At 65.2% G+C, this 14,352-nt stretch carries 15 protein-coding genes; 5 read left to right on the forward strand and 10 right to left on the reverse strand.

All coding sequences use genetic code 11. The features are described 5' to 3' along the window. The first annotated feature begins 6 nt into the window (after nt 1-6). Nucleotides 7-753, forward strand: a complete 747-nt coding sequence (locus ACOOEX_RS15230) for a hypothetical protein (protein ID WP_420395624.1) — start codon at nt 7-9, stop codon at nt 751-753. On the opposite strand, the gene ACOOEX_RS15235 is transcribed toward ACOOEX_RS15230, so the two are convergent. After that, entirely contained in the window at nt 744-2,228 is a 1,485-nt protein-coding gene (locus ACOOEX_RS15235) for a trimethylamine methyltransferase family protein (RefSeq protein ID WP_420395625.1), read from the reverse strand. The two genes, ACOOEX_RS15230 and ACOOEX_RS15235, sit on opposite strands and share 10 nt — an antisense overlap. Before the next feature lie 111 nt (nt 2,229-2,339). Here ACOOEX_RS15235 and ACOOEX_RS15240 point away from each other — a divergent pair, with 111 nt between their 5' ends. Beyond that, nucleotides 2,340-3,317: a LysR family transcriptional regulator gene (locus ACOOEX_RS15240; RefSeq protein ID WP_420395626.1), complete on the forward strand. Its 978-nt coding sequence runs from the start codon at nt 2,340-2,342 to the stop codon at nt 3,315-3,317. On the opposite strand, the gene ACOOEX_RS15245 is transcribed toward ACOOEX_RS15240, so the two are convergent. The 8 genes from ACOOEX_RS15245 to ACOOEX_RS15280 all read right to left on the reverse strand — a co-directional run bounded on the left by ACOOEX_RS15245 (nt 3,314) and on the right by ACOOEX_RS15280 (nt 10,046). Then, nucleotides 3,314-3,709: a CBS domain-containing protein gene (locus ACOOEX_RS15245; protein ID WP_420395627.1), complete on the reverse strand. Its 396-nt coding sequence runs from the start codon at nt 3,707-3,709 to the stop codon at nt 3,314-3,316. The genes ACOOEX_RS15240 and ACOOEX_RS15245 overlap by 4 nt on opposite strands. A 151-nt stretch (nt 3,710-3,860) precedes the next feature. Beyond that, nucleotides 3,861-4,811 carry an FAD:protein FMN transferase gene (locus tag ACOOEX_RS15250; protein WP_420395628.1) on the reverse strand — a complete coding sequence of 317 codons (951 nt, stop codon included), beginning with the start codon at nt 4,809-4,811 and terminating at the stop codon, nt 3,861-3,863. Nucleotides 4,812-4,814: 3 nt separating this feature from the next. Continuing rightward, complete coding sequence (gene nqrF, locus ACOOEX_RS15255; RefSeq protein WP_420395629.1) at nt 4,815-6,029, reverse strand: NADH:ubiquinone reductase (Na(+)-transporting) subunit F; 1,215 nt, start codon at nt 6,027-6,029, stop codon at nt 4,815-4,817. After that, nucleotides 6,026-6,628 (reverse strand): NADH:ubiquinone reductase (Na(+)-transporting) subunit E, encoded by a 603-nt coding sequence (gene nqrE, locus ACOOEX_RS15260; RefSeq protein WP_420395630.1) that lies wholly within the window; start codon nt 6,626-6,628, stop codon nt 6,026-6,028. The genes nqrF and nqrE overlap by 4 nt, the downstream gene beginning before the upstream one ends. Next, complete coding sequence (locus ACOOEX_RS15265; RefSeq protein WP_420395631.1) at nt 6,625-7,278, reverse strand: NADH:ubiquinone reductase (Na(+)-transporting) subunit D; 654 nt, start codon at nt 7,276-7,278, stop codon at nt 6,625-6,627. Before ACOOEX_RS15265 ends, nqrE begins: the two co-directional genes overlap by 4 nt. Next, the gene (locus ACOOEX_RS15270; RefSeq protein ID WP_420395632.1) at nt 7,275-8,048 is read right to left on the reverse strand and encodes an FMN-binding protein; all 774 of its coding nucleotides are present in this window, start codon (nt 8,046-8,048) and stop codon (nt 7,275-7,277) included. Before ACOOEX_RS15270 ends, ACOOEX_RS15265 begins: the two co-directional genes overlap by 4 nt. Continuing rightward, complete coding sequence (locus tag ACOOEX_RS15275; protein WP_420395633.1) at nt 8,041-8,826, reverse strand: RnfABCDGE type electron transport complex subunit D; 786 nt, start codon at nt 8,824-8,826, stop codon at nt 8,041-8,043. The genes ACOOEX_RS15270 and ACOOEX_RS15275 overlap by 8 nt, the downstream gene beginning before the upstream one ends. Further along, entirely contained in the window at nt 8,823-10,046 is a 1,224-nt protein-coding gene (locus tag ACOOEX_RS15280) for a hypothetical protein (RefSeq protein WP_420395634.1), read from the reverse strand. The genes ACOOEX_RS15275 and ACOOEX_RS15280 overlap by 4 nt, the downstream gene beginning before the upstream one ends. A 148-nt stretch (nt 10,047-10,194) precedes the next feature. On the opposite strand from ACOOEX_RS15280, the gene ACOOEX_RS15285 reads away from it, so the two are divergent. Further along, nucleotides 10,195-11,268: a cytochrome c3 family protein gene (locus ACOOEX_RS15285; protein WP_420395635.1), complete on the forward strand. Its 1,074-nt coding sequence runs from the start codon at nt 10,195-10,197 to the stop codon at nt 11,266-11,268. Between the two features lie 21 nt (nt 11,269-11,289). Here the strand turns inward: ACOOEX_RS15285 and ACOOEX_RS15290 are convergent, their stop codons facing one another. Then, on the reverse strand, nt 11,290-11,943 hold the full coding sequence (locus ACOOEX_RS15290; RefSeq protein ID WP_420395636.1) for a LuxR C-terminal-related transcriptional regulator: 654 nt from the start codon (nt 11,941-11,943) through the stop codon (nt 11,290-11,292). A gap of 122 nt (nt 11,944-12,065) precedes the next feature. On the opposite strand from ACOOEX_RS15290, the gene ACOOEX_RS15295 reads away from it, so the two are divergent. Both ACOOEX_RS15295 and ACOOEX_RS15300 read left to right on the forward strand, forming a co-directional pair. Then, a complete protein-coding gene (locus ACOOEX_RS15295; protein WP_420395637.1) occupies nt 12,066-13,985 on the forward strand; it encodes a sensor histidine kinase in 1,920 nt (639 codons plus the stop codon). Beyond that, nucleotides 13,982-14,308, forward strand: a complete 327-nt coding sequence (locus ACOOEX_RS15300) for a hypothetical protein (protein WP_420395638.1) — start codon at nt 13,982-13,984, stop codon at nt 14,306-14,308. The genes ACOOEX_RS15295 and ACOOEX_RS15300 overlap by 4 nt, the downstream gene beginning before the upstream one ends. Nucleotides 14,309-14,352: the final 44 nt, after the last annotated feature.

Consider the following 14,352-nt stretch of genomic DNA (forward strand, 5'->3'; position numbering starts at 1 on the left):
GCAGACATGACCATTCACGCGCTCTGGTGCCACCCTCGCTCCGTCTCGACCGCCTTTGAACGCATCATGCGGCAAAGGGGCGATCTGACCGTGCTGCATGAACCCTTCATGTATGACTACTACATCGGCGCAGGGAACAAACCGTTCGAGAATTTCGAACCGGAACCGGGACACCCGACCGACTACGCGGGCATCCGCGACATGATCCTGAGGCTTGGCGCAGACCGAGCTGTATTCTTCAAGGACATGGCCTATTACGTGCAGGACAAACTGCCCGCCGACCCCGGCTTCATGCGCGCAATGAGCCATGCGTTTCTGGTGCGCGATCCGGCGGAAAGCATCCTGTCCTATCACCGCAAGGACCCCGGATTTGCCTGCGAAGAGGTGGGGATCGAGGGGCTGTGGCGGTTGTACGAACAGTTGCGCGCGGCGGGGTTGAAACCGGTCGTCATCCGCTCGGCGGCGCTGCGGGCCGACCCTGTGGGGCAGATGGCGCGCTATTGGCAGGCCGTGGGGTTGCCCGACTGCCCCGAGGCGCTGAATTGGGATAGCGAGGTGCCCGAGGGCTGGAAATCGGTCGAGGCCTGGCATGCGGAGGTTCTGTCCTCCACGGGGATCAAACCGGCGGAGGACCGGGATTACAGGGCGGAGCTTGCGGCGCTCGGCGCGCCCTATACCGACTACGACGCCCATCATCGGCCCTTCTTCGATCTCCTTTGCAAGGCGGCGGATGAGGACGCGCATCAGAAGTAATTCCTGTCTTCGGTCTCGGACTTCCGGCGCGCGATGTAGTCTTGCAGTTCCTCGTCTACGGCAGGGTCCAGTCCCGGATCTTCGTAGTCTGCCAGCCGTTGTTTCCACAATGCATTCGCCCGCTGTGCCATGTCGAGTGATCCGGCGCCGGACCAATGCTCAAAGGAATTGTTGTCGGGCAGATCGGGACGGAACAACGCGCCGAGGAAATTCGCCTGCGTATGCTCGGACCCGAGGAAATGTTTGCCCGGCCCGGTGGCCGCAATCGCCTCCATCGCCTGCGCGTTCTCAGATAGATCGATGCCATCGAAGAACCTTGCAACCTTGCCGCACAGATCCGCGTCCATCATGGTTTTCTCATATCCCGTGACCAGCCCGCCCTCTAGCCAGCCGGTGGCATGGTTGATCATGTTGGCCCCCGCGAACATCGACATCAGCAGGCCCCAGGTGCCCTCCTGCTGGCTTTGCCCGTCCGGCAATTTCGACGCAGACAGCGTGCCAACGGTATGAAACGGCACCCCGAGCCGCCGCGCCAGCTGCCCCGCCGCAAGCACCATCTGCCCGGCCTCCGGTGTGCCGAAGGTGGGCGCGCCGGTCTGCATCGACATGGTCGAGGCGAAAGAGCCCATCAGGCAGGGCGCGCCGGGGTTGATCAGCTGCACCAGCGCAAGGCAGGCCATCGCCTCTGCCAGCACCTGCGCCAGCGTCCCGGCGACGGTCGTGGGGCTCATCGCGCCGGTCAGGGTCCAGGGGGTGCAGGCCACAGGCTGGCCCGCGCGGGCATAGGTTTTCAGCGCGCCTGACATATGCGCATCCATCACCAGCGGCGCGTTGGTGTTGGATACGCAGTAAATCACCGGGTTTTTCGCCACATAGTCCGCCCCGAACAAGATGCGCGCGATGTCAATCGCGTGCCCTGCCCGTTCCGCCCCGATGAAGGCCCCCATAAAGGGCCGGTCGGACCAGCGGATATGGGCATAAAGCATATCGAGATGGCGCTTGTTGGCGGGCAGGTCCACCGGTTCGCAGACCACGCCGCCGGAATGGTGCAGCCAGGGGATCATGTGGTGCAGCTTCACCAGATCGGTGAAATCCTCGTAGGACGCATAGCGCCGACCCCGGTCAAGGTCTTGCACGAAGGGAGGGCCCCAGGACGGGCAGAGCACGCTGATGCTGCCCCCCACGCGGACCGATTTCGCGGGGTTGCGGGCGTGTTGGATGTACTCGGCGGGGGCCGTCGCTGTTATGATCCGGCGGCAGAAGCCGGGGGCGAAGCGCACCCGCGTGCCATCCACATCGCACCCGGCCTCCGCGAAGATCGTCAAAATCTCCGGATCGTCGTGAAACTCCATCCCGGTTTCGGCGAGGATGCGGTCGGCATTGGCCTCGATCAGCTCCAGCCCCTCCTGCGAGAGAACCGGGAGAGGGCCGATCTTGCGGTCAATATAAGGCGTGCGAATGGTGGTTTGATCCACCTCCCTCCTTTTGCCACGCCTTGCCATGCCAAACCCCTGTTTCTCCTTACCAGAGCTTGACCCAACGGCCCGCACCACGGCAAATGAAACCACACAGCATTAGGTACTCTTATGATGCAGGAAAAATTGTCCACCCGGCTGCTGTCCGACAAGAACCTTGTCACCGCATTGGAGGTCTTTGTGGCCATTGCCGAAACCCGCAAGGTGACCCGCGCGGCGAAACTGCTTGGCATCACCCAATCGGCGGCCTCGCAGCAACTGGCTTCGCTGGAAGAGGCCTGCGACGCGCGGCTGGTGGACCGGTCCGTGAGGCCGCTCAGACTGACACAGGCGGGCGAGCTGTGCCTGCGCCACGCACAGCGCATCCTGAACAGCATCGAAGACCTCGCAACCTCCATGCGCCACGAGGGGCCCCGCCCGATCAGCGTGCTGCGGGTGGGAATGCTGGCTTCTATCGCCACGACCCTGACCCCGCCGCTGGTCAACCTGACCAAGGCCGACTTCGGGGTGGAGGACCTGACCCTGCATGCAGGCCAAAGCGGCGACCACGAAGCGCTGTTGCGCAGCAAACGCGCCGATCTGGTGGTCACCTCGAACCCGTTTTACGACATGGACGGGCTGGAACGGCACGATGTGCTGACCGAAACCTTTCTGCTGGTCCTGCCCGAAAGCTATCGTGGCCCAAGCCGGTCACTCTCCGATATCCTCGACAACCTGCCTTTGGTTCGATTTGCCGCCACAACAAGTGTCGGGCGGCGGACGGAACAGCATCTGCGGCGGCTGAAACTGGCGGTCCCCAGGGTCATTCAGGCGGACCGGTCCAGCATGGTGACCGCCTGCGTGGCGCAGGGCTTGGGCTTTACCATCCTGACCCCAAGCCTGCTGATCGACGGGTTTGTCGAACAGATGCCCCTGTCCCTCCACCCGCTGCCTGCGGCCAGTTTCTCACGCTCCATCACCGTGGTGGCGCGGGCCGGGGAATTGGGGGACTTGCCGGAGCAGGTCGCCACAATGGCCGCCCTCACACTCACCGATCAGATCACCCGGCAGATGGGACCTGTCGGACGAGAGGCCCTGAACCTGCCCTAGCCTTCCGCCTGAAAGGCCCGCAGCAGGTCCATACGGGTGATGATGCCCACGAGCCGCCCGTCCTGCATCACCGGATAGCGCCGGTGATTGCTGTCCATGAACGCCTGTGCCGCGGCGACAACGCCCATACCAGTGTCGAGCGTTGTCACATCCGCGGTCATGTAGTCTGCGACAGTGTCGCCAAGCTCCTGATGGTAATGGGCATGCAGCACCGCGCGGAAACAGTCCCTGGCGGTCAGGATGCCCACCAGACGGCCCAGATCATCCACCACCGGCGCGGCAGAGATGTCGTGCTCAATCAGCGTGGCAACCGCGCGGGTCACTTCCATATCCGGCGACAGGGTCACGAGGTTGCGGCTCATGTAGCGGTCTATCGTGGCGCCTTGGGTCATTCGCTTGCCTTCCGGTTCGGACAGGTCTCGCAAGCCCCGCAAGACAGGCCGCCGCAACTGCCCTGCACGGGTTTTCCTCCCATCAACAGTCCAAGGCCAAGGCCAAGGGCTGCCAGAAGGAAGACGGCTAGAACCGCCAGAAAGACACCCATCAGCCCAACCCTCCGATCTCGACGAAATCCTGTGCCGCGCCGGTGACCGTGACGCCTCCGTCGCGTGCCACGAGGACCGTGGCCAGCCCGTTGGCCCGCGCATGGCGCTCTGCGCGCGCAGCGCCCATCACAAAGAGCGCGGTGGCCAGCCCATCCGCCATCATCGCCCGGTCGTGGAAAACCGAAACCGAGGCCAGGGTATCGCCTGCGGGTGCGCCGGTGATCGGGTCGATCAGGTGGCCATAGCGCTCCTGCCCGACGGCATAGCTCTGATCCCACAGCCCAGAGGTTGCGACGGCCATCCCCTGTACCCGCGCCACACCCGCCAAACCGCCCGCACCGTCCTCGATGCCCACCTGCCACGGGCGGCCCTCCGGGTGCTGGCCACGGGCGACCACTTCGCCGCCCAGTTCCAGAACGAAATCCCCTGCCCCGGCGATCTCCAACGCGTGCGCCATCCGGTCCAGCGCGTGCCCCTTGGCGATGCCGCACAGGTCCAGCGTTATGCCCTCTGCCGCGCGGGTCAGGCGGTCACCGGACAGGCTCAGCACCTGCCAGCCCGCCTGCTCTGCCCCTTCAATCGGGCCGAACCCGAAGCGCGCCACCAACGGTCCAACGGTGGGATCAAACGCCCCGCCCGTGTCCGACGCGATCCGCAACGCGGCGCGGGTGGTCTCGGCCACGTCCCTGGACAGAGCCGCTTGACCCGCGCGATTGAACACCGACAGCTCCGATCCCGGCTGGTAGGGTGACATCTGCGCGTCCACATCGGCCACGATCCTGCCGATCAGAGCCGTGACATCGCCCCCCGGCAGATCCGCCGCGAACATCCCGCGCCAGTAGGAACCGAAGGCCTGCCCCCCGATCACCTGCGGATCAAAGGCCAAAGCGGGGCGCGCCGTCAGGGTGGCGGCGGAGAGGGCGAGGAAATGGCGGCGGGTCAGGGTCATGGGTCAGCTCGCGAAATCGTCGAAGAAGATGGCATCCGGCTCGACCCCGAGGTCGTCCAGCATGGTGATCACGGCCCGCATCATCAGGGGCGGTCCGCAGAGGTAGTAGTCGCAGGCATCGGGCGCGGGATGATTGCCCAGATAGGCGCGCAGGGCGACGTCGTGGATGAAGCCGGTCTCGCCGCTCCAGCCGTCCTGCGGTTGCGGATCGGACAAGGCAACCGTCCAACTGAAATTCGGATGCGCGGCGGCAAGGGCCTTGAACTCGTCATCATAGAACAGGTCCGACCGGCTGCGCGCGCCGTAGAAATAGGAGATGCGCCGCGATGCGCCGGGGCCTGCCAGTTGCTCATGGGCGATGGCGCGCAAGGGGGCCATGCCGACCCCGCCGCCGATCAGCACGATCTCCCGATCCGAGGGGCGCACCCGGAACGTCCCATAGGGACCAGCCAGGGCCAGCCGGTCGCCAGATTTCAGGCCGAAGAGGTAGGAGGAAACGATCCCCGGTGGCACATCGGGCTTGCCCGCAGGCGGCAGCGCAAGGCGGATGTTGAACACAACCTTTCCCGTGTCCTCGGGCCGATTGGCGATGGAATAGGCGCGAGATACCGGTTCGGGGCTGCGAGCGGACAGGCTCCGTAGCCCGCGACGGTCCCAGATATCGGCAAATGTACCCGCGTTGATATCGGTGAAATCGAGCGCGTAGGCAGGGGCGGTCAATTGCCCGTATTCCCCGGCGGTAAAGTCGAACTCCGCCCCCTCGGGCAAGGCAACGACCAGCTCCTTGATCAGCGGCGCGAGCGAGCAATTGGAGATAACCTCGCAATCATAGCGTTCCGCCGACAGGATATCCTCGGGCACCTGCACCGACATCGCCCCGCGCATCACGGTCTGGCAGGCGAGCCTTTCGCCCCGGTCGGTCGCGGGTTTGCCAAGGGTTCCGGTTTCCGTGGCAAGCGGTGGTCCAGCATCTGCGACCGTCACACGGCACAGCCCGCAGGTCCCCGCCCCGGCGCAGCCTGACGGCATCGGAATACCCCCTGCCTTCAGCGCATCGAGCAGTTTCTCCCCGGTTCGCGCCTCTACCTCTCGCCGTCCATTCACGGTCAGGCGAACGGGTCGCGACGGCACCAGAACCGCCCGCGCGGCCATGACACCAAGCGCCAGCGCCATGATCAGCGTAACCATCAGCAGGGTGGCAAGCAGGATCTGGGTCATGGTGCGGCCATCGTGGCAAAGGCGGTGAAGGCCATGGACATGAGGCCCGTGACGATGAAGGTCATGCCAAGCCCGCGCAGACCGGCGGGCATATCGGCATAGGCCAGCCTTTCGCGGATCGCGGCAAGTGCGACGATGGCCAGCGCCCAACCCAACCCGCTGCCAAAGCCGAAGACAATAGACTCTCCAAACCCGTATGACCGCTCTGCCATGAACAGGCTGCCCCCCAGAATGGCACAATTGACCGTGATCAGCGGCAGGTAGATCCCGAGCGCCGCATAGAGCGACGGGGCGAAGCGGTCGAGCACCATCTCCAGCACCTGCACCATGGCGGCGATGACCCCGATGAAAGCGATGAGCCGGAGGAATGTCAGGTCGACCTCCCCCGCCCCGATCCAGTCCCATGCCCCGGGGGCCAGCAGCCATGTCAGGATAAACTGGTTCACGGGAACGGTGATGGTCAGGATCACGATGATCGCGGCCCCGAGGCCAAGCGCGGTTTCCACCCGTTTCGACACGGCCAGGAAGGTGCAGACCCCAAGGAAGAAGCTGAGGATCAGGTTGTCGGCAAAGACCGCGCGCAGGAAAAGGTCGGTCATGACAGCGCCTCCTCCCGGTCCACGCGGGTCGTTGCGGGTTCCACCTGCTCCACCCGCCAACTGCGCAACGCCCAGACCAGAAGCCCGAGCAGCATGAAGGCAGACGGGGCCAGCAGCATGAAGCCGAAGGGCTGATACCAGCCACCCTCGGCCACGGTCGGGAAGATGGTCGCGCCGAACAGCGTGCCGAAGCCCAGAAGCTCCCGCAGGAAGGCAATGACCATCAGGATCGCGGAATACCCCGCCCCGTTGCCAAGCGCGTCAAGGATACTGGGGCCGACCGGGTTCGACATGGCAAAGGCCTCGGCCCGGCCAAGAACGATGCAGTTGGTCACGATGAGCGACACGAAAATCGAAAGCCGCTGGCTGATCGCATAGGCATAGGCCTGCAAGATCAGGTCGGCGACGATGACCATGGCCGCGATGATGGTGATTTGCAGGATCAGCCGGATCTGCGCCGGGATATCACGGCGGATCAGCGAGATGACGGCGCTTGAGGCGACCAGAACGGCGGTCAGGGCCAGGCTCATGGTCAGGGCGGTCGTCATCGAGGTGGTGACCGCCAGAGCCGAGCAGATGCCGAGGATCTGCACCGTTACCGGGTTGTCGCGAAGCAGCGGGTCAAAGAGGGGTTTCAGCGCGGCTCTCATGGCAGGTCCCCGCTGCGCAGGGCATCCAGAACCGGGCCGAAGCCAAGCGGTCCAACCCAGAAGCGGATCATGTTCTGGACGCCGTTGGAACTGCGGGTTGCACCGGTGATGGCGTCGACCTCATATGCCGTCGAACCGCCGCCACGCACCACGGCGACTCGGATCTCACCGGCCTCGTCCATCAACTGCGTGCCCGGCCATTGCGCCAGCCAGCCCGGCGTCTGGATCGTGGCCCCGAGCCCCGGCGTTTCCCCCTGCTCTGTGATCGCAAGGCCCACCACCGTGTTCAGATCGGGCCCAAGCGCCAGATAGCCCCGGATCGTGGACTGATAACCCTGCCCGTAGACCGGCAGGATCACCAGAGCCAGATCACGCCCGTCGCGGGCCATGAAGATCTGTTGCAGGTCTGGCCGCGTCCCGATGCCCGCAATGTCGTCATCCTCGGCCAGTTCCGTCACCTGCGTGGGGTCCACCGCGTCCGCCAGCGACAGGTCGCGCAGATCGACGGTCAGCACCTCAAGGCTGTCGATGCCGCTGCCCGGCAACACCTCGGCCAGTCCCGGCGTCTCGGCAATCAGCGCCTCCAGCCGGGCGCGGCGTTCGGCTTCCCGGTTGGCGTCGAGCCTTGGGCCAAGCAGCACCGCCGCGCTGGACACCGCAAGCGCGGCTGCGAAGGACACCAGAAACGCCATGGTCAGCGTCTTGCCCCGGCTGTCATTGGGAGCCGCCAGCAGCCGCTGCCACAGGGATATCGGATTCAGATCAGGCATGTCGCCGCCCCCTTGCATGGCGCTTTGCCGCGAGCGCCGCATAGTCGATTGTCGGCGCAAAAACCTGCGCCAGAAGCACCGCGAAGACCGTGGCCCGCTCCGCCCCCGCCAGCCCGTCCGAACCGGCCAGAAGCGCGATCAAAGCGCCGCCAAGCAGGCCGTAGACCAGCCGAGCGACCGGCGTTGTCGGCGCCGTGACCGGATCGGCCAGCAGCAGCAAACCGAAGCCCGCGCCCCCGGCCAGCACAGCGGACTCCAACGGCGCGCCGATCAGGGCCATCGCACCAAGCACACCCGCGACCCCGCCGAGCAGCGCTGGCAATGGCAGGATGCCAAGCGCCAGAAGCACAGCCCCCGAGGCAGCCACAGCCAGCAACATCGTGGTTTCTGTCCCCGGCGCGGCACCGCCCGGCCATGTCAGGAACACCATCGCCAGCGCCACGGGCGCGGCCCCGACCACGTTGCGACCCCAGCCACCAAAGATGAGGTCTGCCAGAACGATGCCAAAGCTCGCCCCAAGCGCCAATTGCATGGGCGAGAGGCCCGCCGGGGCCAGCACCGCCATCGACACCGCCAGAACCGCACCCGAGGGCGACCAGGGCACCCCGCGCAGCCTGCGGAACAAAAGCTGCCATAGCGACGCGACAGCCAGCACCGCGCCCATGCGCAGCACGCCCTCCACCCCCTGCTCGACCACCACGATGGCAGCGGGCGGCAGAAGGGCGGCGACAACCGCCCACCCGATCATGTCCCGTGACCAGAGCCCGCGCGCTGTCATGCTGCCTCCAACCGGTCAAGAACGGCCCGCAGCCGAATGCCATAATCTTCGCCCCCTCCGGTCAGATAGCTGGCAAGCGCCATGTCATCTTCCAGCAATCCCAGAACCCCCATCCGCTCGGCCTGTTCGACCTCTCCGACGCTAAGCGCACGCAACAGGGCAACCGCAGGGAAATCCGGGCCGAGTGAGCGGGAGACAGCCGCATTCGGAATCAGCGCCGCACGTTGAAGGGCCGGCCCCTTGCGGCCATGCGGTGCAGGGGCTTCACGCGGTGTCAGGCTGATCTGCACATGTCTGCGACGCAGGAACCGCCCCTCCTGCCCCGACAACAGCGGACCGGACAGAACGCGATAAGCGGTGCCGCGCGTCTCGCCGCCCACCAGCGCCTCGATATCCGCCCCGATGGGAAGGCGCAGCAACCGGGGGTCCGCCGCCGCAGGCCCGGAGAGGGACACGACCCGATCGGCAGGCAGCGCACCATCGCGCAGCAGTTGGCCAAGCGCCAAGACATCCGCATAGCCGATCTGCCAGACAGGATGCGACGCGGTGGCGGGGCACAATCGTTCCACATGCACACCGGGCATTCCGGCGGGATGCGCACCGGAAAAGACCGCGATGCGCACACGCTCACCACTGCGGGCCAGTTCCGCGCCCGGAGACTGACAGACGAAGACCGTCCCCCCGCCAAGGCGGCTCAGCGCCTGAATGCCGGTGTTGAAGTTCCCCGCCTCGGCCCGGATCAAAGGCGCGGGATCGGCGGCACCGGGATCAGTGGCCATCGCGGTCACGACAATGGCTGCGGGTGTTTCATCGGGCAATGGCACCCGCCCGAAAGGCCGTCGCAACATTGCCACCCACAAACCACTGCTCAGCATCAGACGACGCAGCCCATCCGGGTCATCCGCCGTTGCGGGATCGAATCGCCTCGCCTCTCCCGCTCCGCGCCGGATCACCATCCGCGCCACCTGCCTGCGCGCGCCGATCACGATGTCCTCGACGGTGCCGCTGACCGGGCTGGTCACCACCCTCTCGGACATGGCGTGATCGTGCATCACGGGTTGACCGGCAGATACCCGATCCCCTTCCGCGACCACCGCGCGCAGCTTCATCCCCGGGTAATCCGCCCCGATCAGCCCGACACAATCGGGCAGCGTGACCGGCCCGATCTCCTGTCGGGGCGCACCCTGATCGGGCAGTCTGACACCTTTGATACGAGGCAATTCGGGATTCTCCGGTGAAATGACGCGGGTTCTTGTCTGCCCACCATAGCGCCTAACGACCTGCCCCGGATTGATGGAGGTCAATGCCAGGCCCGATGCGATCGGGCATATCTGGACCCAAGCTGTTCCCGCCCTGAAGGAGACTGTCATGAAGACCGCCCACGCCACCCTGCTGGCCCTGCTGACTGCCATTGCACCCTCTGCCATTCTCGCGCAGGAAAACAGCACCGCTGCCGCCGTGCAGGCCTGGGTGCAATCGGCCCATGGCGATGCCGCTGCCGAGGCATTCGCCCATTGGAACGGCGAAGACGAGGTGCCCGCCGCCTGCGCGGTCTGCCATTCCGGCGCGGGGTTCCGCGACTTTCATGGGTTGGACGGCACCGCCGCGGGCATGATCGACCAGACCATCGCACCGGGGGGCGTCGTGGATTGCGACACCTGCCACACCGACGGCGTATCGGCGATTTCCGAGATCACCTTTCCTTCCGGCGTGACCATGACCGCGTTGCCCAATGCGGGCACCTGCCTGACCTGCCACCAGGGCCGGTCGTCCGGCCCGACGCTGCAAGGGCAGTTGGAGGGGATGGATCCCGACACGCCAAATGGAGAGCTACGTTTCGTGAACCCCCATTACGCGGCGGCGGGGGCCACGACCTTCGGGTCAGAGGTTGCGGGGCTCTACGAGTATATGGGCCGGTCCTATGACGGGGCCTTCAGCCATACCGGGCCGATCACCACCTGTTCCTCCTGCCACGATCCGCATTCGCTGGAGGTGGTCACCGATGGCTGCCTGACCTGCCACGAAAACGCCGATCCCGCGACGATCCGCATCTCACGCATCGACTATGATGGCGATGGCGACATCTCCGAAGGCATCGCCGCCGAGGTCGAAGGGCTGCGCCTGATCCTGGCTGCGGAAATCGCCGCCTATGCGGAAACGGTCGCCGGTGCGCCGATCCTCTATGAGCTGCACAGCTACCCGTATTTCTTCAATGACACCAACGGCAATGGTGAAGCTGACGAAGGCGAGGCGATCTATCCCAACCAGTATTCCAGCTGGACGCCGCGCCTGCTGGCGGCTGCCTATAACTTCCAGTTCGTGACGCGCGACCCCGGCGGTTATGCCCACAACCCGAACTACACGCTGCAAGCGATCCATGACAGCATCATGGACCTGGCCGAAGCCGCGGGTCGTCCATTGCCCGCGATCAACCGGCCCTAGTGCTGCATTGGCCCGGCGGCGCTACAACCCGCCCGCCGGGTCGATCAACCCTTCGCGCAGCGCATAGGCAATCAGCTGCGCGACGGAATGCACGTCGAGCTTTTGCATCAGGCTGGTGCGGTGGCGGTCTACGGTCTTGGCACTGATCCCGAGCGTTTCGGCAATCTCCTTGTTCGACTGGCCCGCAACGATCAGGTTCAGGGTCTGCCTTTCCCGCGCGGTCAGGTTGGGTGCGTCCGGTGCGTCCTCCAGCATCGCGACAAGGCTCTCCGCGATGTGACGCCGCCCGCGCAGGATGTTGGGCAACTGGCGATAGAGCTCGGTATTGTCCTCGCCCTTGGAAAACAGCCCGTCCACACCGCTTGACACCAGTTCGCTGATCTTGCCCACGGACATGACGCCGGTCAGGATCACGATCTTTGTATCGGGCGACCAGCGACGCGCCTCCAGCAGCACCTCCAGCCCGCCTGCATGGGGCATCTGCACGTCCAGCAGCAGCAAATGCGGCCGATGCTGACGCACAGCCGAAATGGCCTGCAGCCCGTCCCCCGCCTCCGCCACCACGGCGATGCCGTCTGTTTCCACCATGCCGGGGGTTTCCAGCGCCGTGCGCAACCCCGCCCGGACGATGGCATGATCATCGGCAATAACCGCGTGAAATCTTGGCTCGGGCAAACTAAGCTCCCCCCATTATCTTTTGAAAAGGCAATCTGTTGCGGGCGATCCTATCATTCCTTTCTGTTTGCGCGACCCTGCTTTTCGCAAGCCTTCCAGCAGTTGCGCAAACGCCCCCGGTGATGGAGGTCGACCCGGCCTATTCCTCGCCCGATATCGCGCCCGCCATGCGCTTTGCCCGTGATGTGGGCCAGCCCATTGCCGACATCGTCACCGCCTATATGGACGGCGCCCTGAGCGGCGATTTCGACGCAGTGATCGCGCCTGCCACCCCCTATCAGCCGATCTGGGCGCTGACCGAACTGCTGAACGTCGCCCCCGATGAGGGCCGCCCTCCGGACGCGTGGATATTGGCCTCTGACACGCACGGGTTGGTGGCGCTCGATGTGTTCCTTGTGCGCGATGGTGGCGAGACCGAGCAGTTGCTGGCCCATGACATCCGCGAGCCTTTCGACCCCGCCGACTTCAGCGCCACAAGGCTGAGCAGCGCCCCGGTGGAGCTGGCTGCAGGGGAACGGGCGCTGCTGATGGTGCGCATGACCTATGGCGCGACCGATCTGGTGGATCTGAGCCTTGAGACCCCCGCCGATCATCAGGCCCGCACCTTCACCGATGGGCTGACTCTGGCCGGGTTCTATGCCTTCCTCGGCTCCTGCATCCTGTTCTTCGCGGTTTTCAGCGCCACCATGCGCAGCGATGTGGGCGGCGCTTACGCGGGGCTTCTGGCCCTGGGGCTGATCTTCATAGCCTATATCGACATTCTGCTGTTCCGCTTTCTCTATCCCGCCCATCCCACCTGGCACCTGCCGGTTGGCCTGTCGCTGCTCTATGCGCTGTGTGCCGCCGGATTTGCCACCGCCGCCCTGTCGTTGGCGCGCTTCGCCCGGCGGCCAAAGCTGAAACAGGCCATGCGGGGCCTCGCAGTGGTCTCGATCATCGGCATTGCCCTTGTCTTCGTTCTACCGCCCGAGATCATGGCCCCCGCTTCTTATATCCTGCTCGTGCTGATGCTTGGGAGCCATCTGTTGGCCGGCTTCCAGTGGGACATGGTGACCGGTGCCCGCAGGCCGGTCTTTCGCATCGTGGTGCTGGTGGCCTTCGTCGGGCTTGGCCTGCTGATCCTGCTGGCACTGGCACGACTCGGCTCGGTCGATATCCCGATGACCTGGGCGATAAAGGCGATTTACGCAATCATCGCCTTTGGCACCATGTCGGGCCTCTCGGTCGGGCTGATCGACATGCGGCGGGAACATGCGGCGGCACTGGAACGCGAGATGGTGGCGCTTCAGAAAGAGGCCGAAACCACCCGCGAATTGCTGGAGGCCGAGCGCAACTACAGCCACGCCCGCGATCTGGCCGACCGGCGGCGGCAGCAGTTGGCGACCATGTCGCATGACATCCGCCAACCGCTTGCCTCGCTGCGCATGACGATGGAAACCATGACCCGCGACCAGTCGCCCGAGATCCGGGAGCGGCTGTCGGAGGCATTCGACTACATGCAGGATCTGGCGCTTGGTCATCTGGAAGACACCCGCCCCGAGGAGGATCTGCCCGGCGAGCCAATGCCAGAGGAACCGGAGGACACAGCCGAGCCATATGCCCTGTCGCTGATCCTGAACACGGTCGCCCAGATGTTCCGAGAGGAGGCCGTGTCGAAGGGTCTGCGCCTGCGGATTGTGCCGTCTTCCCTGCCCACCACCGTTCCGCCGCTGATCCTGATGCGGATCGTGTCGAACCTCGTGTCGAACGCAGTCAAATACACCACCGAAGGCACGGTTCTGGCCGGGATACGCCGCGTGCCGGACGGGGCCAGGGTTGATGTTCTCGATACCGGTGTCGGCATGACGGCAGAGGAGCTGGAAAGCTTCCGGCAGGCCTGGTCCTCAGGCAAGGACAGCTCTGGCCACGGGCTTGGCCTGTCGATCTGCCACGAACTGGCCGCGCAAAATGGGCTGGAGCTGACCGTCGCCTCCACCCCCGGTAAGGGCACGGTTTTTTCGTTGCGCATTCCTGCGGACCGCGTGGTAAAAGGAGCCTCATGATGCGCTTGGCGGTTCTGTTCCTGGTTCTTTCCCTTCCCCTCGCGGCCATGGCCCAGACCGAGGTGGACGGCGTTGGCCCCGTGACCGAAGGCGAGGTTGATGCCTTTGTCGTGGCGGACGCAAACCGCGACGGGATGCTCAGCTTCCCCGAGTTTCGCGAATTCGTGCGCCAGATGGCCCGCACCGGCCAGCCCACGGCGCGGCTGATCCGCAATTTCGCCGCCTATCGCATCGCCTTCCGGCGTGTGGACGTAAACGAGGATGGGTTCGCCAGCCCCGCCGAGCTGCGCAGCGCCGACGATGATTTCCGCGAAAACGGTTAGCACGCGCTCAACCGGGGTATGCGCCCATGCCCCGGCAGGCCCGC

Source organism: Nioella sp. (assembly GCF_965215655.1).
GTDB lineage: Bacteria > Pseudomonadota > Alphaproteobacteria > Rhodobacterales > Rhodobacteraceae > Nioella.

What these genes read in the sequence shown, in the direction of transcription:
- ACOOEX_RS15230 (WP_420395624.1), top strand. Translation starts at nt 7, where the DNA reads ATGACCATTCACGCGCTCTGGTGCCACCCTCGCTCCGTCTCGACCGCC.
- ACOOEX_RS15240 (WP_420395626.1), top strand. Translation starts at nt 2,340, where the DNA reads ATGATGCAGGAAAAATTGTCCACCCGGCTGCTGTCCGACAAGAACCTT.
- ACOOEX_RS15245 (WP_420395627.1), bottom strand. Translation starts at nt 3,709, where the DNA reads ATGACCCAAGGCGCCACGATAGACCGCTACATGAGCCGCAACCTCGTG.
- ACOOEX_RS15250 (WP_420395628.1), bottom strand. Translation starts at nt 4,811, where the DNA reads ATGACCCTGACCCGCCGCCATTTCCTCGCCCTCTCCGCCGCCACCCTG.
- nqrF (WP_420395629.1), bottom strand. Translation starts at nt 6,029, where the DNA reads ATGACCCAGATCCTGCTTGCCACCCTGCTGATGGTTACGCTGATCATG.
- nqrE (WP_420395630.1), bottom strand. Translation starts at nt 6,628, where the DNA reads ATGACCGACCTTTTCCTGCGCGCGGTCTTTGCCGACAACCTGATCCTC.
- ACOOEX_RS15265 (WP_420395631.1), bottom strand. Translation starts at nt 7,278, where the DNA reads ATGAGAGCCGCGCTGAAACCCCTCTTTGACCCGCTGCTTCGCGACAAC.
- ACOOEX_RS15270 (WP_420395632.1), bottom strand. Translation starts at nt 8,048, where the DNA reads ATGCCTGATCTGAATCCGATATCCCTGTGGCAGCGGCTGCTGGCGGCT.
- ACOOEX_RS15275 (WP_420395633.1), bottom strand. Translation starts at nt 8,826, where the DNA reads ATGACAGCGCGCGGGCTCTGGTCACGGGACATGATCGGGTGGGCGGTT.
- ACOOEX_RS15285 (WP_420395635.1), top strand. Translation starts at nt 10,195, where the DNA reads ATGAAGACCGCCCACGCCACCCTGCTGGCCCTGCTGACTGCCATTGCA.
- ACOOEX_RS15295 (WP_420395637.1), top strand. Translation starts at nt 12,066, where the DNA reads ATGGAGGTCGACCCGGCCTATTCCTCGCCCGATATCGCGCCCGCCATG.
- ACOOEX_RS15300 (WP_420395638.1), top strand. Translation starts at nt 13,982, where the DNA reads ATGATGCGCTTGGCGGTTCTGTTCCTGGTTCTTTCCCTTCCCCTCGCG.